This is a genomic window from Thalassospira lucentensis, from assembly GCF_050516545.1.
Lineage (GTDB): Bacteria > Pseudomonadota > Alphaproteobacteria > Rhodospirillales > Thalassospiraceae > Thalassospira > Thalassospira lucentensis_C.
Genome location: NZ_CP191544.1, coordinates 4,196,743 through 4,213,809 on the forward strand (window position 1 = coordinate 4,196,743; position 17,067 = coordinate 4,213,809).

Genomic DNA, 17,067 nt, shown 5'->3' on the forward strand with positions numbered 1-17,067 from the left:
CGGGAGAATCCTGATGGCTGCTGCCCCGCGTCCGCGCCGTTCTGTTTTGTATATGCCGGGATCGAACGCCCGTGCGCTGGAAAAGGGCAGGAGCCTTCCGGCGGATGGACTTATTCTGGATCTGGAAGATGCAGTTGCACCCGATGCCAAGGATAGTGCGCGCGATCAGATTGTCAGTGCCCTTGCCGAAGGGGGTTATGGCAAACGCGAAATTCAGATCAGAACCAATGGGCTGAACACGCCGTGGGGATATGCCGACATTGTTGCTGCGGCCAAAACGTCTGCCGATGCCATCTTGCTGCCCAAGGTCGAAAGTGCCGATACCGTCCGCCAAGTGGCCGCGATTATGGAGGCCGAAGGTGCCCATGACGGCATGACCATCTGGTGCATGATGGAAACCCCGCTTGCGATGTTGAATGCCAAGGAAATTGCCGGTGCGCATCCGCGATTGGGCGGGTTCGTCATGGGCACGTCCGATCTGGCCAAGGATTTGAATTGCGCCCATACGCCGGACCGTTTGCCCATGATCACCAGTCTTGGTTTGTGCCTGTTGGCGGCACGCGCTTATGGCTTGGCGATCCTTGACGGGGTTCATCTTGATCTGTCGGACGATGCCGGGTTTGACGCATCCTGCAAACAGGGGCGTGAATTGGGGTTTGATGGCAAGACGCTTATTCATCCGAAAACCATTGCTGCAGCCAATGCGGTCTTTGCCCCGGCGCAAGCCGAGATCGACTGGGCGCGTAAAATCATTGCTGCCCATGAGGAAGCCAGTGCGGCGGGCCAGGGAGTTGTCGTGGTCGATGGCAAGCTGATTGAAAATCTGCATGTGGTTTCGGCCAAAAAACTGGTCGAGATGGCCGATCTGATCACGGAAATGGACGCTGCCTGACGGGCTTGTCCGTACTCGGACAAGACGGTTCGCGCCGGGTCATAAATGGCTGCATTCAAGACAGCCAGAACGGCGCGCATCGGCATTACATAGAAATTCCGGCCTTTCAGGGGAGGCAATCGAATGTCAAAGACCAATCCGGGCAACTATTTTGAAGATTTCCAGATCGGACAGGAAATCCGCCACGCCACACCGCGGACAATCACAAGCGGCGATGTCGCGCTTTATACCGGGCTTTATGGTCCGCGCTTTGCCGTGCAGTCATCTGACGAGTTTGCCCAGGCAATCGGTTTTCGATCTGCCCCGGTAGATGATCTTTTGGCCTTTCACATGGTGTTTGGCAAAACCGTCCCCGATGTGTCGTTAAACGCGGTGGCCAATCTTGGCTATGCCGGGGGCGTGTTTGGGGTGCCGGTATATCCCGGTGATACGGTCAGTTCGGTTTCAACCGTGACCGGGATCAAGGAAAACTCCAACGGCAAGACCGGGGTTGTTTACGTTAATTCCGTCGGGCGCAATCAACGCGGCGAGATGGTACTTGATTACAATCGTTGGGTGATGGTACGCAAACGCGATGAAGGGACTCCGGCGCCGGAAACCGTTTTGCCGGAATTGCCCGGTGTCGTCGCACCTGAAGCGTTTCAAATTCCTGTCGGGCTGGATGTGTCGGCCTATGACACCGAATTGTCGGGATCGCCGCATCGCTGGGATGACTATTTCGTCGGCGAGAAAATTGACCATATCGATGGCATGACGCTTGAAGAAGCCGAACATCAGATTGCCACGCGACTCTATCAAAACACCGCCAAGGTTCATTTCGATCAGGTGGCGGCAAATGGCGGACGGTTTGGCAAACGCCTGATTTATGGCGGCCATATCATTTCATTGGTCCGGGCATTGTCGTTTAACGGGCTTGGTAATGCGTTCCGGATTGCCGCGATCAATGCCGGAACCCACGCCAATCCGGCCTTTGCCGGGGATACGATTTTTGCCTGGTCGGAAATTCTCGGGAAGTTTGACGTGCCGGGACGGCGTGATCTTGGCGCGCTGCGTCTGCGACTTGTTGCAGTGCGTGATCGTCAGGCCAGCGATTTTCCGCTGCGGACCGCGGATGGAAAATACCATTCTGATGTGTTGCTTGATTTTGATTATACGGTTTTGATTCCACGCTAATTGAAGGGGAAACCGCGAAATACCGGGATATTAAGTGCCTTGCGTTTAACGGTTCCTTTGGATGCTTGGCGCTAATTTCACGCAGCATGGCCTGATGATCTTGATCAGTTGGTCGTGCATCCATATGTGTTTGCAATAAAATAGACCTGATCAATGGGCAGTTTTCTTGCGTATGAAGGTCTAATTGTGCAATTGCTAAATCCACGTTACGTCGTATGCGCATTCAAAGAATGACCGTGTGTGTCTTTGAATAAGCCCTTCCCGCAGGGTGTTTACGGTGTCTGAGAGGTCAACCTACGTAGTTAAACGGAGGCGAAAACGGAGTTTTGTCACTGATTTCTTTGGTTTTCAAAGGGGTTCAGATTGACTCAAACCCGCTGCATGGGTAAATAAACCCTGCTTTCCCGCCAGCTACTTTGAGAAGAGGCAATTCCGCTATGAGCAAAGCCAATCGGCCGCTGTCTCCGCACTTGCAGGTGTACCGGCTTCCGATGACGGCAATGATGTCCATCACTTTCCGCGCGATGGGTGTCGGCCTTGCCATTGGTTTCGTATTTCTGGCGTCCTGGCTTATTGGAGCCGGCGCTGGTCGTGAAGCCTTTAATGGTTATCACGCATTTTTCACCTCGTGGTTTGGTCTGTTGTTGCTGTTCGGTTGGACAGCGGCATTTTATTACCACGCTTGCAACGGTATCCGGCACCTTGTCTGGGATACTGGTCGCGGCCTGTCGAATGAGGGTGCTGCCAAAGGCAACCCAATCGTCCTTGGCGCGGCAGTTGTGCTGACCATCATCACCTGGATCATCGGTCTGGCTTAAGGCCGGGCAAGAGGGGACAAACTTGTCATGAAGATGCAATCCGATCTGGGCCGTGTCCGTGGCCTCGGTTCTGCCAAAAGTGGCTCGTCGCACTGGTGGACCCAGCGCGTTACCGCGATGGCCAACCTTCCGCTCGGCATTTGGTTCATAATTTCGATTCTTGCTGGGCATACGGCTGATTATGACGCCGTGCAGGCCTGGTTGAGCTCGTACTTCCATTCGACCATGATGATCCTGATGATCGTCAGCGTTGCCGTGCATGTCACGCATGGTCTGCAAGTCGTGATCGAAGATTATGTGCATAACCGTAAAGCAGAAGTGATCTCGCTGATGCTGATCAAGGCCGTTGCGGCATTCCTGTCCGTGGCAGCCGTCGTATCAGTCCTGCGTATCGTTTTTGCCGGAGCCTGAGCCAATGAGTGAATCATACAAAATTATCGACCATAACTACGACGTCGTTGTTATGGGTGCAGGTGGTGCCGGTCTTCGTGCGACACTTGGCACGGTTGAAGCCGGCCTGAAAACAGCCTGTATCACCAAGGTCTTCCCGACCCGTTCGCACACCGTTGCTGCCCAGGGTGGTATCGGTGCATCGCTTGGCAATATGTCCGAGGATCACTGGCAGTGGCATATGTATGACACCGTCAAAGGGTCTGACTGGCTTGGCGATCAGGACGCGATTGAATATATGTGCCGTAACGCCGTTCCGGCGGTTCATGAACTTGAACATTACGGCATGCCGTTCTCGCGGACCGAAGATGGCAAGATCTATCAGCGTCCGTTCGGTGGTCACACCCGTGATCACGGTAAGGCACCGGTAGAACGTGCGTGTGCTGCTGCTGACCGTACCGGTCATGCGATGCTTCACACCCTGTATCAGCAGTGCCTTAAGCATAAAGCTGAATTCTTTGTCGAATATATCGCCCTTGATCTGATCATGGACGAAGACGGCACCTGCCGCGGTTTGGTTGCTTGGGATCTTGATACCGGCGAGCTGCACCGTTTCAACGCCAAGATGGTCATTCTGGCATCTGGCGGTTATGGCCGTGCATTCTTTAGCTGCACCTCGGCACATACTTGCACCGGTGACGGTCATGGTATGGTTGCCCGTGCGGGTCTTGGTCTGCAGGACATGGAATTTGTTCAGTTCCACCCGACCGGCATTTATGGTTCGGGTTGCCTGATCACCGAGGGTGCCCGCGGTGAAGGTGGGTATCTGACCAACTCCGAAGGCGAACGTTTCATGGAACGTTACGCACCGACCGTTAAAGACCTTGCATCGCGTGACGTTGTGTCGCGTGGTATGGCACAGGAAATCCGTGACGGTCGTGGTGTTGGTGAACACGGCGAATATATCCACCTGCATCTTGAACATCTTGGTTCGGAAGTGCTGTGGGAACGTCTGCCGGGTATTACCGAAACCGCAAAAATCTTTGCCGGTGTTGATGCGACCAAAGAACCGATCCCGGTTCTGCCAACGGTCCATTACAACATGGGCGGCATTCCGACCAACTATAAGGGCGAAGTTCTGCGCCCGACCGCCAAAGACCCGAATGCAATTGTTAAGGGCCTGATGGCGGCTGGTGAAGCAGCCTGTGTGTCGGTCCATGGTGCAAACCGTCTGGGTACGAACTCGTTGCTTGATCTGGTTGTGTTTGGTCGTGCATGTGGCATGCATGCAGCCGAAGTGGTTGATCCGAAATCATCCTTCAAGGAACTCAAAGGCACGGATGGCGAAGAAGCGATTGCACGCTTTGATCGTCTGCGCTGGGCCAAGGGTTCGCGTCCGACGGCCGATATCCGTCTGGAAATGCAGCGCGTTATGCAGGGTAACTGCGGTGTGTTCCGTACCGCGGAGATCCTTAAAGAAGGCAAAGACAAGCTTGCTGAAACCGCCAAGACCCTTCCCGACGTCGGTGTTTCGGATCGTTCGCTGATCTGGAACTCGGATCTGGTCGAGACTCTTGAACTTGAGAACCTTATGACCTGTGCCGCCGCGACGATGAATTCGGCAGAAGCGCGTCAGGAATCCCGTGGTGCACATGCCCACGAAGATTACCCGAAACGTGATGACGAAGTCTGGATGAAGCACACCATTGCCAAAGTGGATGACACCAAGGGTTATGCTGTTGATCTGACATACCGTCCGGTTAACAACTTCACCCTTACCGATGAAGTGTCATACATCGAGCCGAAAGAGCGCGTCTATTAAGGCGCGGCAAGAGAGGATTTGAGAGATGGTAGAATTCAATCTTCCCGCCAATTCGGTCGTAAAAGAGGGCAAGTCGTTCTCTGCTCCGGCTGACGCGAAGAACACACGTAGCTTCAAGATCTATCGTTTTGATCCTGATAGCGGCGACAACCCGCGTACCGACACTTATGATATCGATCTTGATAAGTGTGGTCCGATGGTGCTTGACGCGCTGATCAAGATCAAAAACGAGATCGACGCGACTTTGACGTTCCGCCGTTCATGCCGTGAAGGCATTTGCGGGTCGTGCGCGATGAACATTGATGGCCGTAACACGCTTGCGTGTCTTAAGCCGATTGATGACATCAAGGGCGAAGTCAAAATCTATCCGCTGCCGCATATGCCGGTGGTCAAGGATCTGGTGCCGGACCTGTCGCAGCCTTATGCCCAGCTTGCTTCGATCGAGCCATGGCTTAAAGCCGATAGCCCGGCTCCGCCCGATAGCGAACGCCTGCAGTCGCGTGAAGAACGTGCGCAGCTTGACGGTTTGTGGGAATGCATCTTGTGCTTCTCCTGCTCGACCGCGTGCCCGTCTTATTGGTGGAACTCGGACCGTTATCTTGGCCCGGCAGTTCTGCTGCAGGCTTATCGCTGGTTGGCTGATTCGCGTGACGAATATACTGGTGAACGTCTTGATGCACTTGAAGATCCGTTCCGCCTGTATCGTTGCCACACGATCATGAACTGCACCAACACCTGCCCGAAAGGCCTGAACCCGGCCTTGGCGATTACTGAAATCAAAAAGATGATTGCAGAACGCCGCGCCTAAGCGCTTGGCAGTGTTGCCCTGATATTGGCGTTTTACGCCAGCATGTTAAAGCCGCCGGAGATCGTTTGATCCCGGCGGCTTTTTCGTTCTTGGGTCGGGAGTTTTTGGAGATTAGGACAAAAGCCGTGTCAGCATGTGCCGGAAATGGTCCTGCCCACCGAAGAAGACAGCAAGTATTCTGACATTTTTCGGCTCCTCGATCACGTCGAACCAAATGATCGCCTGACCCAGAGTGACATGGCGCAAGTTTGGCAAAATGTCGTTATGCAGCGTCCCGCAATACGGGGTGTTGCCAAGCTTTTCGATGTCTTTCTGGATGGAGAAAAGGCGTTCTTGGGCGTGGGATATGGCGCTGTCAATGTCTTCGCCAAACCCGATATAGCTTTCAACGAGAAAATCGAAAATCAGGCTAAAGTCACGCTCTGCATCTGCTGCATAGGAAATCTCATAGGCCATGGGTGCGGCGCTTTTTTTTCTGCGATGGCAGAAATGCGGTCTTTCATTGCCGACCCTGTAATGAATTGACCATTGCGTCGGGTGCTAATGATGTCGCGCAAAGCTTCTGTTTCAAGATTTTCGAGTTCGGACTTGTGGCGAAGCAATTCCAAGCCCTGCTGCAGGACGGCACTGACGCTGGGATACTTTCCCTGTTCCACCAGTTCGCGGGCAAAGGCGTTCTGGTTGTCAGTTAAAGAGATGGATGATTTGACGGTCATGATCGTTCTCCTTTCCTGTCTAAAGTGCTACTCAGTAGCACTACTGTCAAGGCATGGGTGTGCGATTGTGGTTGTTTGTTAATGTCTGTCTTACCGTAAGCGGTTAAGATGGTTGTCGGTTCTCTTCACCAAAATCGGGAATGATCGCCTTGTCGTCACCTCGCTCTTTTTCGACCTCTTCCTTACGCTCGTTGCTTGGCTTGGGCCTGATCCTTGGTCTTGCGGCCTGTGGCGACACCAGTTCGAACTGGGAACCACAAGATATGTTTGCCGCCCCGACCGAGGCGAAACTTGATGATCGCTATCGGGCGATGATTGATTTCAAGGCACTTGCCCGTGATGATGCCGGCAAGGAATATGCCGCCGGTCCATCGGCAACTGTTCTTGGGGCGGTGGAAGAAGCCGTTACCATGTGCCAGCAAAGCAATGCCCAAGGCTGCAAGGCCGTTCGGGTTGGTCTGACATGGGTGGACGGGCTGGATCAGGCGGGGATTGAAGCGGTCATTTCATCTTACCGCGATACCTTAACGGCAGAAGCCTATCAGGCGGCCGGGCAGGGGAATATGGGGGCGGCCAACTGGCTGGCCTATCATTATGCGGTGCGCGGTGAAAATCTGGGAGAAGCCGAACGTTTGTCCAAGCAAGCCCTTCAAGTTGCCCCGGATGACGGTGGTGCGCTTGATACCTATGGCCTGATATTGTATCGCCAAGGCCGATATCAGGAAGCGGAAGACGTGTTTGTCCGCGCCAACAAGGTGATGCCAACGGCCGAGCATATCGCGCATTTTGCCGATAATGCTCTGGCAATGGGTAAAACCGATATGGCGCGCGCGGCCTATCAACGTGCCCTTCAGGCGGGGGCCGGTCCGGTGCTGTCCCAGACCATTCAAAAACGGCTTCTGGCCCTTGATCTGAATGCCGGGGCGGGGACGGGACAACAAGCACCCGCGCAATGATCTCAAACATCATTTTTGACTGCGACGGCGTTCTGATCGACAGCGAAATTCTGTCCTTTGCAGTTGATGAGAAGCTGTTGCCAAATTATGGCGTGACGATAACGGCAAGTGATCTTGCACGGGAATTTGGTGGTGTCACCTATGGCGAGATGGTGGCGGCCCTGAATGAACGGTTTGGGACAGAGATTGACCCGAAGCGCTATCAGGAACGGTGCGAAGCGGAACTGAGCAGAACCTTTGAAACCGAACTGCGCGCCATTCCGGGAATGCGTGATCTTCTAACGCGGCTTACCGTTCCGATTGCTTTGGCATCTGGAAGTGATCTTGCCCGGCTTGATCAATGTCTTGCCCTGACCGGGTTGGTGGATTTCTTTGAGGGGCGGATCTTTTCAGCGGAACAGGTCGCATGTGGCAAACCGGCACCGGATGTTTTCCTGTTTGCGGCGGCGCAATCAGGTTGGCAGGCAGAGCAATGCCTTGTGATCGAAGATAGCCCATCCGGGATCATTGCAGCCCGGGCCGCGGGCATGCGATCCGTCGGGTTTTTGGGTGGGGCGCATCGAAGTTTAGAGGATTATGGTATCCTGCGGGATGCTGGTGCAGAGTATGTCGCGGGTAACAGCGATGATTTGCATAATTGCCTGCGTGATTTCGGGTTGCTTGGGCCATCAAGACACTAGGCCGCTCAATCCGGACCGAAGACCTTGCCTGTTTCCGTTATTTTCTGGAGAAAGAAGATGCTTAAGACGTTCTTGTGGGCAGGCGTTACGGTTGCGCTTGTTTCTTCTGCTGCTTTTGCTGCATCTGATACCCATGCGGTTTCCGACGAAATCATCGCCCAGCAGCGCGCGGCTTTGGCGGTTACCACGGATGGCATGGGGTATGGTCCGCAGTCCCCGCGTGACATTACTGCGCTTGGCGGTGCCAACCATCGTTCGTTTAGCATGGCACCAGCCGCAAGCAACATGGCGCTGTGTGACATTCATTTTCATGAAAATGCCGAACATAAAGGTGGTCAGTTCACAACCTTTGCCGGGAACGGTGATGGTCATGGGTATGGGACCGGTTTTAAGTATGATGGTGAACTGACGGACGCTGAACGTGCGCCGGTTGGCATGGCGATCGGCGCGGGCGAACATGGCGATCTTGAGCCGGGCGATACCATCGAAATTCATTTTGTGCATTCAAGCGCGCAAGCGACCCTTGGCAATGGCCTTGGCACGTGCCTGAGCGATGCGACCGGCAATCCGCAGCTTCGCGTTGAGGCGGTTGTCGCGGTTCTGGTATCTGAGGGCGGGGTTGATTTCACCGAAATGGCACAGATCAAGCAGATCAATGGCCTTAATCAGGTTCCCAACCTGCCAACCGATCTGGGTGATCCGGTCCTGTATGCAGGCTCGACCACCGGGCCGGGATATAACGAAAAAGGATCGCCGTTTCAGGTGACCTGGAGCGTGCGGCCCGAAGTCGTTAAGCTCAACATCCTGTCGGTCGATGCATGGTTAAAAGACAATCTGTTCGACGAAGACCATGCCCACGGGGTGCGAAATCTTGTGACGAATCCTGATCTGCTGTCGCAAATTAACTGATCGCGTGTACGAAAAGAGCGGGCATTTTTGCCCGCTCTTTCTGATTTTCAAGGACGTGTCACCGTTGCTTGATGCTAAGCCCAATCAAGGGTGATGGTTTCGCCGTCGACCAGTGGCAGGTCGATTTCATTGAGGTTTTCACCGGGGCCGGATCGATCAACAATCAGAAAATCGCTGTCTTCTTCCAGAACCAGAAGCGGATGATGCCAGACGTTTTTGGCATAGGTCACACCTTGGGTGCCATCAGAGAGAAAGGCGCGGAGGTCTTCAGGTTTGGGTGTGTCGGTTCCCGCAGCGACCACGATCAGGAACCTTTGGGCCGAGAGCGGCATAAAAGCCTGTGATCCCAGCGGATGGCGTTCCATCATCTTGATTTCAATCGGTTTTGGCCGCGGCGTGCCGCGAAAAATGCTGATGATCGGAGCACCATCACCATCGGCAACATCGACACGTGAAATGTCGTGGAACCGGGTGGTGGTGCCCAGATTGATCGGATAGCTGTCACGCGCCGTGGCAATTGAAATCACTTCGCCAAACGGGGCGAAGGCATCCGGGGTCAGGTGTTCGACCGAAAGCTTCATACCAGTCCGTTCCTTTATTTGGTGGCTGGTTTGCCAAGAATGCGCAAACGGCTGATGCCGCCATCCGGGATCGAATTCAGACGCAAATGCGTGACCGGACCATTAATGGAAAGGGAAGCTGCATCAAATTCGTGGATGTGATCTGCCTGCATTTTGCTTTCGGGCAAGATGGTTGACCAGAACATCGACCGTGCGGTCAGGGACTTGTCCTTTTCGCCGTCAACATAAGCCCCCTGAATGGAAACGCGGTCGGGATAGTTGCCCTTGAAATGGCAGGTATCAACGATGATTTTTTCAATCTCGCCCGGATTGCCAAGTTCAATGATCAGCCATTCATTGCCCGGTTCGCGACGACGCCTGGTTTCCCAGCCATCGCCCATATTGACCCCGCGACCCGGTGCCAGAATGGCATTCGGGTTGCCGTAATGGGAATCAGACCAGCCGACAACAACGCCACCATTCATCATCGATGCCAGATCAACCTGTTCGCCGCGGGCGGCCATGTCGGTCCAGTCGCGGTTCGGTCGGCCATAGACGCGCAGCCGTGCAACGCCCCCATCGGGATAGATGTGCAGGCGGACATGGGTGTAAATGGCATCCGAGGTGACATCGGCATAATGATGCGCGCTTGCGCCCAGACCCATCGGGGCAACGATTTCATCCCATTTGGCATCATCAAGCGGATCACCATCCGGGCAATAGCAGCCTTCGAGCGACCCTGCCGGCGGGAAATTGCCGGTAAAGTGGCTGGTGTCGATATCAACGCCAAAAATGCGGCACGATGTCGCAAGTCGGACAACACAGTAATCATGGCCTTCAACACGTTTGCGGCGGCTTTCCCAGCCATCCATCCATTTGCCGTTATCGTCATAACGATCAGGATAAAACACTGCATCTGCTGTCTGAAGCATGCGTTGTTTATCGGCAAAGAAATCATCGGTCGCAAAAATGGCTACTGCGCCCAGACGTTCGTCGGCCAGATTGACAAAACGCCGTGTAAATTCCGGCGCGTCGTGATTTTCCTGATGGCTCATGGTTATATAATCCTGAAATGATCGTTTTTTATTCGGTTATAAGGCGTGGTTTGCGCAATTGCGTATCGGCTGGGCTAAAGGGCCTCAAGCCGCAATTTGGCGATGCGGTGAACCTGATGGATGGCTTCGTTAAATTCGGCTTCGGGATCGTTTTTTACCCGACGCTCGAACGCTTCGAGAATGTCTGCGCGATTATACCCTTTGACGGCAAAGATAAACGGAAAGCCGAATTTCTGTTTATAAAGGTCATTAAGCTCGGTAAAGCGGGCGAGTTCTTCCGGGCTGCATTGGTCAAGGCCCGCACCCTTTTGTTCGTCCTGTGAAGATGCGGTCAGATCGGCTAGGGCAAGTTTCCCCGCCAGATCCGGGTGCGCACGGAGCAAAGAGAGTTTGTCATCATCCACCGCACCATTGACCACTGCGGCCATGGCATCGGCAAGGGCGGCCGGGCTGTGCAGTGATTTGGTGATGCCGCGCGCATAAAGCTTATGGGCAACCCACGGCGAATGCTCATACACCCAGCCATAAAGCGAGACAAAGGCGCTTTCGGCCAAGGTGTTTGGCGGGCGGGTGATAAACAGGGATTCTGTAGTTTCTGTCATGGTTACCTTGGTTTCTGGTGTCGGTTCTCAACCGCCAAAGGGATGATGTTCGCGCCAGTGGCGTGCGATATCAATCCGGCGGGCGAACCAGACATTGTCGTGGCTTTGTACGTAATCGACAAAGCGTTTAAGGGCGGCGAAACGGCCCGGGCGGCCAACCAGTCGGCAATGAAGCCCCAAAGACATCATGCGCGGAGTTTGGGCACCTTCTTCGTACAATGTGTCGAAGCTGTCTTTGAGATACTGGAAATATTGTTCGCCGGAATTGAAGCCCTGCATGGCGGCAAAGCGCATGTCATTGGCATCAAGGGTATAGGGCACGATCAGGTGCGGTTTTTCGGTCTGGGTGCTCCAGAACGGTAATTCGTCGCTGTAATCATCGGCATCATACAAGAACCCGCCTTCCTCGGCGACAAGGCGCCTTGTGTTGGGGCTTGTCCGGCCGGTGTACCAGCCCAGCGGGCGTTCACCAGTGACGCTTTTGATGATGTCGATGGCCTTGTGAAGATGTTCGCGTTCCTGATCTTCGGGCATGTATTGATAGTCGATCCAGCGATATCCGTGCGAGCAAATCTCATGCCCGTCTTTCATGGCGACTTCGCCAACTTTGGGATGGCGGGCCAGCGCCATGGCAACGGCAAAAATCGTGATCGGGATCTGGCGTTCGCGAAACAGGTTCAGGATACGCCACACACCAACGCGCGAGCCATATTCGTAAATCGACTCCATGCTCATATGGCGGACACCTTCGCGCATATCCGCACCGACGATTTCCGACAGGAACGCTTCGGATGCCTTATCCCCGTGCAGAACGCAGTTTTCACCGCCTTCTTCGTAATTCAGGACGAACTGAACCGCAACGCGGGCCTTATTGGGCCAGTTGGCTTGTGGCGGAGTATCGCCATAGCCGATCAAATCACGCGCATAAGTCTGGTCGTTCATCAGTGCCTTCTCCTGAATTCTTTAGGGGCAGAACCCGTTCCATTTAAAATAATGAGTTCTGATCGTCATGCCCGGCTTTGTCGTCCGGAACGTTTCGTGTAGCATCCTATCAGGTTACAATTAACCATAGGTCACAGCGCAGCAAGGACGAAACCAAGCTTGCTGGACCCGATAAGTGCCGCACTATCAAGACTGTTTTGATAATGTTCCTGGACGGAAATTGATTTGGGCCACGTTTTACGCGGTCTTTCAAGGCTTTTTGCCTCTGTTCGCGATTATAGTGCCTGAAACGAACCTGTTCGTTTTTCAAAGAATTATTGATATAGTTTCACTTTATCCCCTCTTTCCCGAGGGTGGGTCCTAATGCGACCCTTCGAGACGCTATAAGTTCGACACAAAACTAACGGGTCCGCCCAAACAAGAATGTCGAACACGGGAGAAGCGACCGACCACCGAATTATAAGGGTTCAAACCCTGTATCGAGAGAGGAGACCCGGCATGGGCCGACTAACTACCCATGTATTGGATACGGCAAAAGGCTGTCCGGCTGCTGGCATCCGTATCGAACTGCATCGGTTTGGCAATGGTCATGATGATCTGGTCGCCGAAGCAGTCACCAATGCCGATGGTCGAACCGAAACGCCGATGCTTGACGGGGCAGCCTTCAAGCCGGGCGAATATCAGCTTGTGTTTCATGCAGGGGCTTATTTCGATGCGATCGGGGCAAAACTTCCCGAGCCAAAATTCCTTGATCAGGTGGTGATCCGGTTCGGTATTTCCGATGGTCAGGCGCATTATCATGTGCCGCTTTTGCTGTCGCCATTTGGCTATTCCACCTATCGCGGAAGCTGAGGGCATCATGGCGAACGCAACAGGTTCCTTCCGCAATGATATCCGTTTCCTTCTGGGCGACGAAGAACGCAGCCTGCGCGGTGTTGATCCGCAGATGACGGTGCTTGATTACTTGCGTCTTGAAGAACGTAAATCGGGAACCAAGGAAGGCTGCGCCGAAGGTGATTGCGGGGCCTGTACGGTTGTGTTGGGCGAACCTAACGGCACTGGCGGGATGGGCTATCGCACGGTCAATGCGTGTATTCAGTTTGTGCCGACCCTTGATGGCAAACAGCTTTTGACCGTCGAGCACCTTAAATCCAGAGACGGTACCCTGCATCCGGTGCAGCAGGCGATGGTTGAAACCCACGGGTCGCAATGCGGGTTCTGTACGCCGGGGTTTGTCATGAGCCTGTATCAGCTTTGGCTTGATGGTGGGGAAGATGACCGGGGTGCGATTAATGATGCGCTGGCGGGGAACCTTTGCCGCTGTACCGGCTATGGCCCGATCATTGAAGCAGCGCGCAAAGCAGGCGGGGTTGCTGCCAATGACGCGATTGAACAAAAACGCCGTTCTGATGTTGCCGCCCGTTTGATCGCGATGGTTGACGGGACCAAGCCATTGGCGATTGAACATGCTGCTGGCCGCTATTATGCGCCGCGCACGTCTGATGAACTGGCGGCCCTTTTTGTTGCCCATCCGGATGCGACGGTACTGGCCGGTGGGACTGATGTGGGGCTTTGGGTGACCAAGATGCTCAAACGTCTGGACCCGATCATTTATATTGGTGATGTCGCGGATTTGAAATCGGTCACGGAAACCGAAGATGCCCTGATTATCGGGGCCGGTGTGACCTATAGCCGTGCCCATGATGCATTGGGCCGGGTGGCTGCGGATGTTGGCGAATTGGTTCGCCGCATCGGATCGCGCCAAATCCGCAATGCCGGAACTGTGGGCGGCAATATTGCCAATGGATCGCCGATTGGTGACACACCACCGGCCTTGATTGCGCTGGGGGCAAAGATTGTCCTGCGCATGGGCGATATCCGGCGCGAAGTACCGTTGGAAGATTTTTTTATCACCTATGGCAAACAGGACCGCCATAAGGGCGAGTTTGTTGAAAGTGTTATTGTGCCCAAACCGGCCAAGGGATTGGCGTTTAAGGCATACAAGATTTCCAAACGGTTTGATCAGGATATCACCGCCGTTCTTGGTGCCTTTGCCCTTCAGGTTGAAGATGGCAAGGTAACGGAATTCCGGGCGGCCTTTGGCGGCATGGCCGGAACGCCGATGCGGGCGAAAAAGTGTGAAACGGCCGTGATCGGAGAGGACTGGAATGAAACCACACTGGGGGCCGCCCAGCGCGCCCTTGCGCAGGATTTCGCCCCGATGTCTGATATGCGGGCATCGAAAGAATATCGCATGCTGGTTGCCCAGAACCTTTTGACCAAACTGTTCATCGAAACAACCGCGCCGGAAGTTGCCACCCGTCTGGTGGGCAAGGAGGCGGCTTATGTCTGATCAGACTGTAAAAGCAGCGCTTGATGATGAAATTGCTCCGACAAAGGGTTTGTCGGGCGGTGTTCGGTCATCCTCGAAACATGACAGTGGCCCTAAACATGTTTCGGGCGAAGCGATCTATATCGATGACATTATGGAGCCGTTTGGTACGCTTCATCTGGCACCGGGGGCGGCCACCATCGCGCATGGCAAGATCAAGAAAATGGACCTGTCGAAGGTCCGTTCCGCACCGGGTGTTGTCTGCGTTCTGACAGCCGATGATATTCCCGGTGTGAATGATGTATCCCCGGCCCATACCCATGACGAGCCGGTTTTGCCCGATGGGCTGGTGCAGTTTTATGGTCAGCCGGTATTTTGTGTCGCGGCGGAAACCCGCGCACAGGCACGTGCCGCTGCCAAGCTGGCCGACATTGAATATGAAGAATTGCCAGCGATCCTGTCGACCCAGGAAGCCCTTGAAAAACAGCAATTTGTCGCCCCGCCACATGTGATGAAGCAGGGCGATGCCAAATCCGCCTTGGCCCGCGCCAAGCACCGCCATTCGGGTCGAATGGATATTGGCGGGCAGGATCATTTTTACCTTGAAGGGCAGATCAGCTTTGCCATTCCGGGTGAGGACGGTGATGTATTCCTGCATTGTTCGACCCAGCATCCATCGGAAGTTCAGCACAATATCGGCAATGTTCTTGGTCGTCCGGCCAATGCGGTGACGGTCGAAGTGCGGCGCATGGGCGGCGGGTTTGGTGGCAAGGAAACGCAGGCGATGCAATGGGCGGCTTTGGCGGCCATCGTTGCGGTCAATACCGGACGTCCAGCGAAATTCCGACTGGACCGTGATGACGATATGGTCATGACCGGTAAACGCCATGATTTCATTGTCGATTATGATGTTGGCTTTGACGATGACGGGCGGATTTGCGGGCTTGATATCCAATATGCCGCCAATTGCGGATTTTCAGCCGATTTGTCAGCCGCGATCTGTGATCGGGCGATGTTTCATACCGACAATGCCTATTACCTTGGCGATGTTGAAATCAGATCGTATCGTTGTAAAACCAACCTTGTCTCCAACACCGCGTTTCGCGGCTTTGGCGGGCCACAGGGCATGGTGGCGATTGAACGGATCATTGATGAAATCGCGATAACCGTCGGGCGCGATCCGATGGATGTGCGGATTGCCAATTATTACGGCACCAAAGATCGCAACACGACGCCGTACCATATGGTTGTCGAAGATAACGTTCTGGGTGAGCTGACCGACGATATTCTGAAATCAAGCGACTATCGCGCCCGGCGTTCCGCGATCGAGGCCTTTAATGCCCAAAGCCCGGTTTTGAAAAAGGGCATGTCGCTGACCCCGGTCAAGTTCGGCATTTCCTTTACCACCACCTTCCTTAATCAGGCCGGTGCGTTGATCCATGTCTATCAGGATGGGTCGGTGCATCTGAACCATGGCGGGACGGAAATGGGGCAGGGCCTGTTCATCAAGGTCGCCCAGGTTGTGGCCGAAGAATTCCAGATTGACCTTGATCAGATCAAAATCACCGCGACCAATACCGGCAAGGTGCCAAATACATCGGCCACGGCCGCATCCAGTGGTGCCGATATGAACGGCATGGCTGCCCGTGATGCGGCGATGACGATCAAGAACCGCTTGATCGAATTTGCTGCTGAAAAATACGGTGTGGCCGAGGCGTCTGTGCGCTTTACACCCGGCAAGATCATTGTCGGGGATAAGGCAGAGGTTGGCTTTGCCGATCTGATCAAGCAGGCCTATCTTGCGCGCGTGTCCTTGTCGGCAACCGGCTATTACGCCACGCCGAAAATTCATTATGACCGCGAAGCGGCATCGGGTCGTCCGTTCTATTACTTTGCCTATGGCATGGCCTGTTCGGAAGTTCTGATTGATACCCTGACCGGCGAATATAAGGTGACCCGTGTCGACATCATTCATGATGTTGGCAGGTCGTTGAACCCGGCGATTGACCGTGGGCAGATCGAAGGTGGCTTTATTCAGGGAATGGGCTGGCTGACATCCGAAGAATTGTGGTGGGATGATAAGGGCAACCTGCGCACCCATGCGCCGTCGACCTATAAAATCCCGGCTTGTTCGGATCGACCGGGAGATTTCCGGCTTGATCTGTGGTCTTCGGGACGAAACGTTGAAAAAACCATTCATCGGTCCAAGGCTGTTGGTGAGCCACCCTTGATGCTGGCAATTTCCGTGCATCGGGCGATTGCCGATGCGGTGGCCTCGGTCGCGGATCATGGCATTATCCCGACCCTTGAAACCCCGGCAACGCCAGAGGCCGTGCTTTATGCGGTTGCCGATATCGCCAAACGCATGATCGCACAGCCCGATCAGCCGGTTTCTGTGGCAGGGGAATGACA

18 protein-coding genes are annotated in these 17,067 nt (G+C 54.3%); 12 read left to right on the forward strand and 6 right to left on the reverse strand.

What is annotated here, in order from left to right; all coding sequences use genetic code 11:
- Positions 1-13 precede the first annotated feature (13 nt).
- The 6 genes from ACQ0MK_RS19280 to ACQ0MK_RS19305 all read left to right on the forward strand — a co-directional run bounded on the left by ACQ0MK_RS19280 (position 14) and on the right by ACQ0MK_RS19305 (position 5,903).
- Positions 14-892 carry an HpcH/HpaI aldolase/citrate lyase family protein gene (locus ACQ0MK_RS19280; RefSeq protein WP_430473990.1) on the forward strand — a complete coding sequence of 293 codons (879 nt, stop codon included), beginning with the start codon at positions 14-16 and terminating at the stop codon, positions 890-892.
- A gap of 123 nt (positions 893-1,015) precedes the next feature.
- Positions 1,016-2,065, forward strand: a complete 1,050-nt coding sequence (locus ACQ0MK_RS19285; RefSeq protein ID WP_430473991.1) for a MaoC family dehydratase — start codon at positions 1,016-1,018, stop codon at positions 2,063-2,065.
- A gap of 437 nt (positions 2,066-2,502) precedes the next feature.
- The gene (gene sdhC, locus ACQ0MK_RS19290) at positions 2,503-2,883 is read left to right on the forward strand and encodes a succinate dehydrogenase, cytochrome b556 subunit (RefSeq protein ID WP_350046685.1); all 381 of its coding nucleotides are present in this window, start codon (positions 2,503-2,505) and stop codon (positions 2,881-2,883) included.
- Positions 2,884-2,910: 27 nt separating this feature from the next.
- On the forward strand, positions 2,911-3,294 hold the full coding sequence (sdhD, locus tag ACQ0MK_RS19295) for a succinate dehydrogenase, hydrophobic membrane anchor protein (protein WP_430473992.1): 384 nt from the start codon (positions 2,911-2,913) through the stop codon (positions 3,292-3,294).
- A 4-nt stretch (positions 3,295-3,298) separates the two neighbouring features.
- Positions 3,299-5,095: a succinate dehydrogenase flavoprotein subunit gene (sdhA, locus tag ACQ0MK_RS19300; protein WP_430473993.1), complete on the forward strand. Its 1,797-nt coding sequence runs from the start codon at positions 3,299-3,301 to the stop codon at positions 5,093-5,095.
- Between the two features lie 25 nt (positions 5,096-5,120).
- A complete protein-coding gene (locus tag ACQ0MK_RS19305) occupies positions 5,121-5,903 on the forward strand; it encodes a succinate dehydrogenase iron-sulfur subunit (protein ID WP_350042836.1) in 783 nt (260 codons plus the stop codon).
- Positions 5,904-6,014: 111 nt separating this feature from the next.
- Here ACQ0MK_RS19305 and ACQ0MK_RS19310 read toward each other — a convergent pair whose 3' ends face one another.
- Both ACQ0MK_RS19310 and ACQ0MK_RS19315 read right to left on the reverse strand, forming a co-directional pair.
- Complete coding sequence (locus ACQ0MK_RS19310) at positions 6,015-6,359, reverse strand: type II toxin-antitoxin system RelE/ParE family toxin (RefSeq protein ID WP_430473994.1); 345 nt, start codon at positions 6,357-6,359, stop codon at positions 6,015-6,017.
- Positions 6,308-6,619, reverse strand: a complete 312-nt coding sequence (locus tag ACQ0MK_RS19315) for a ribbon-helix-helix domain-containing protein (RefSeq protein WP_430473995.1) — start codon at positions 6,617-6,619, stop codon at positions 6,308-6,310. The genes ACQ0MK_RS19310 and ACQ0MK_RS19315 overlap by 52 nt, the downstream gene beginning before the upstream one ends.
- Before the next feature lie 140 nt (positions 6,620-6,759).
- Here ACQ0MK_RS19315 and ACQ0MK_RS19320 point away from each other — a divergent pair, with 140 nt between their 5' ends.
- The 3 genes from ACQ0MK_RS19320 to ACQ0MK_RS19330 are packed head-to-tail and all read left to right on the forward strand — an operon-like array spanning position 6,760 to position 9,164.
- Positions 6,760-7,575: a tetratricopeptide repeat protein gene (locus ACQ0MK_RS19320; RefSeq protein WP_430473996.1), complete on the forward strand. Its 816-nt coding sequence runs from the start codon at positions 6,760-6,762 to the stop codon at positions 7,573-7,575.
- Positions 7,572-8,255: an HAD family hydrolase gene (locus ACQ0MK_RS19325; RefSeq protein ID WP_430473997.1), complete on the forward strand. Its 684-nt coding sequence runs from the start codon at positions 7,572-7,574 to the stop codon at positions 8,253-8,255. Before ACQ0MK_RS19320 ends, ACQ0MK_RS19325 begins: the two co-directional genes overlap by 4 nt.
- Positions 8,256-8,312: 57 nt before the next feature.
- On the forward strand, positions 8,313-9,164 hold the full coding sequence (locus ACQ0MK_RS19330) for a delta-class carbonic anhydrase (RefSeq protein WP_430473998.1): 852 nt from the start codon (positions 8,313-8,315) through the stop codon (positions 9,162-9,164).
- 74 nt (positions 9,165-9,238) lie between these two features.
- Here the strand turns inward: ACQ0MK_RS19330 and ACQ0MK_RS19335 are convergent, their stop codons facing one another.
- From ACQ0MK_RS19335 to puuE, 4 genes are all read right to left on the reverse strand, one after another.
- Positions 9,239-9,745 carry an ureidoglycolate lyase gene (locus ACQ0MK_RS19335; RefSeq protein WP_430473999.1) on the reverse strand — a complete coding sequence of 169 codons (507 nt, stop codon included), beginning with the start codon at positions 9,743-9,745 and terminating at the stop codon, positions 9,239-9,241.
- Positions 9,746-9,759: 14 nt separating this feature from the next.
- Positions 9,760-10,779, reverse strand: a complete 1,020-nt coding sequence (gene alc, locus ACQ0MK_RS19340) for an allantoicase (protein ID WP_430474000.1) — start codon at positions 10,777-10,779, stop codon at positions 9,760-9,762.
- Between the two features lie 74 nt (positions 10,780-10,853).
- A complete protein-coding gene (uraD, locus tag ACQ0MK_RS19345) occupies positions 10,854-11,381 on the reverse strand; it encodes a 2-oxo-4-hydroxy-4-carboxy-5-ureidoimidazoline decarboxylase (RefSeq protein WP_430474001.1) in 528 nt (175 codons plus the stop codon).
- A 27-nt stretch (positions 11,382-11,408) separates the two neighbouring features.
- Entirely contained in the window at positions 11,409-12,323 is a 915-nt protein-coding gene (puuE, locus tag ACQ0MK_RS19350; protein WP_430474002.1) for an allantoinase PuuE, read from the reverse strand.
- A 498-nt stretch (positions 12,324-12,821) separates the two neighbouring features.
- Between puuE and uraH the strand changes: the two genes are divergently transcribed.
- Genes uraH through xdhB form a run of 3 tightly spaced genes read left to right on the forward strand, consistent with a single transcriptional unit; the run spans position 12,822 to position 17,065 of the window.
- Positions 12,822-13,175, forward strand: coding sequence for a hydroxyisourate hydrolase (uraH, locus tag ACQ0MK_RS19355; protein WP_430474003.1), 354 nt, complete (start codon positions 12,822-12,824; stop codon positions 13,173-13,175).
- Between the two features lie 7 nt (positions 13,176-13,182).
- Positions 13,183-14,676 carry a xanthine dehydrogenase small subunit gene (xdhA, locus tag ACQ0MK_RS19360; protein WP_430474004.1) on the forward strand — a complete coding sequence of 498 codons (1,494 nt, stop codon included), beginning with the start codon at positions 13,183-13,185 and terminating at the stop codon, positions 14,674-14,676.
- Positions 14,669-17,065, forward strand: coding sequence for a xanthine dehydrogenase molybdopterin binding subunit (gene xdhB / locus ACQ0MK_RS19365; protein ID WP_430474005.1), 2,397 nt, complete (start codon positions 14,669-14,671; stop codon positions 17,063-17,065). The genes xdhA and xdhB overlap by 8 nt, the downstream gene beginning before the upstream one ends.
- The last annotated feature ends 2 nt before the right edge of the window (positions 17,066-17,067 follow it).

Coding starts and splice junctions, on each gene's coding strand:
- puuE (WP_430474002.1), bottom strand. CDS start 12,323: ATGAACGACCAGACTTATGCGCGTGATTTGATCGGCTATGGCGATACT.
- ACQ0MK_RS19325 (WP_430473997.1), top strand. CDS start 7,572: ATGATCTCAAACATCATTTTTGACTGCGACGGCGTTCTGATCGACAGC.
- sdhC (WP_350046685.1), top strand. CDS start 2,503: ATGAGCAAAGCCAATCGGCCGCTGTCTCCGCACTTGCAGGTGTACCGG.
- ACQ0MK_RS19320 (WP_430473996.1), top strand. CDS start 6,760: ATGATCGCCTTGTCGTCACCTCGCTCTTTTTCGACCTCTTCCTTACGC.
- ACQ0MK_RS19310 (WP_430473994.1), bottom strand. CDS start 6,359: ATGGCCTATGAGATTTCCTATGCAGCAGATGCAGAGCGTGACTTTAGC.
- ACQ0MK_RS19330 (WP_430473998.1), top strand. CDS start 8,313: ATGCTTAAGACGTTCTTGTGGGCAGGCGTTACGGTTGCGCTTGTTTCT.
- alc (WP_430474000.1), bottom strand. CDS start 10,779: ATGAGCCATCAGGAAAATCACGACGCGCCGGAATTTACACGGCGTTTT.
- sdhA (WP_430473993.1), top strand. CDS start 3,299: ATGAGTGAATCATACAAAATTATCGACCATAACTACGACGTCGTTGTT.
- sdhD (WP_430473992.1), top strand. CDS start 2,911: ATGAAGATGCAATCCGATCTGGGCCGTGTCCGTGGCCTCGGTTCTGCC.
- ACQ0MK_RS19285 (WP_430473991.1), top strand. CDS start 1,016: ATGTCAAAGACCAATCCGGGCAACTATTTTGAAGATTTCCAGATCGGA.
- ACQ0MK_RS19315 (WP_430473995.1), bottom strand. CDS start 6,619: ATGACCGTCAAATCATCCATCTCTTTAACTGACAACCAGAACGCCTTT.
- ACQ0MK_RS19280 (WP_430473990.1), top strand. CDS start 14: ATGGCTGCTGCCCCGCGTCCGCGCCGTTCTGTTTTGTATATGCCGGGA.
- ACQ0MK_RS19335 (WP_430473999.1), bottom strand. CDS start 9,745: ATGAAGCTTTCGGTCGAACACCTGACCCCGGATGCCTTCGCCCCGTTT.
- ACQ0MK_RS19305 (WP_350042836.1), top strand. CDS start 5,121: ATGGTAGAATTCAATCTTCCCGCCAATTCGGTCGTAAAAGAGGGCAAG.
- xdhB (WP_430474005.1), top strand. CDS start 14,669: ATGTCTGATCAGACTGTAAAAGCAGCGCTTGATGATGAAATTGCTCCG.
- uraH (WP_430474003.1), top strand. CDS start 12,822: ATGGGCCGACTAACTACCCATGTATTGGATACGGCAAAAGGCTGTCCG.
- xdhA (WP_430474004.1), top strand. CDS start 13,183: ATGGCGAACGCAACAGGTTCCTTCCGCAATGATATCCGTTTCCTTCTG.
- uraD (WP_430474001.1), bottom strand. CDS start 11,381: ATGACAGAAACTACAGAATCCCTGTTTATCACCCGCCCGCCAAACACC.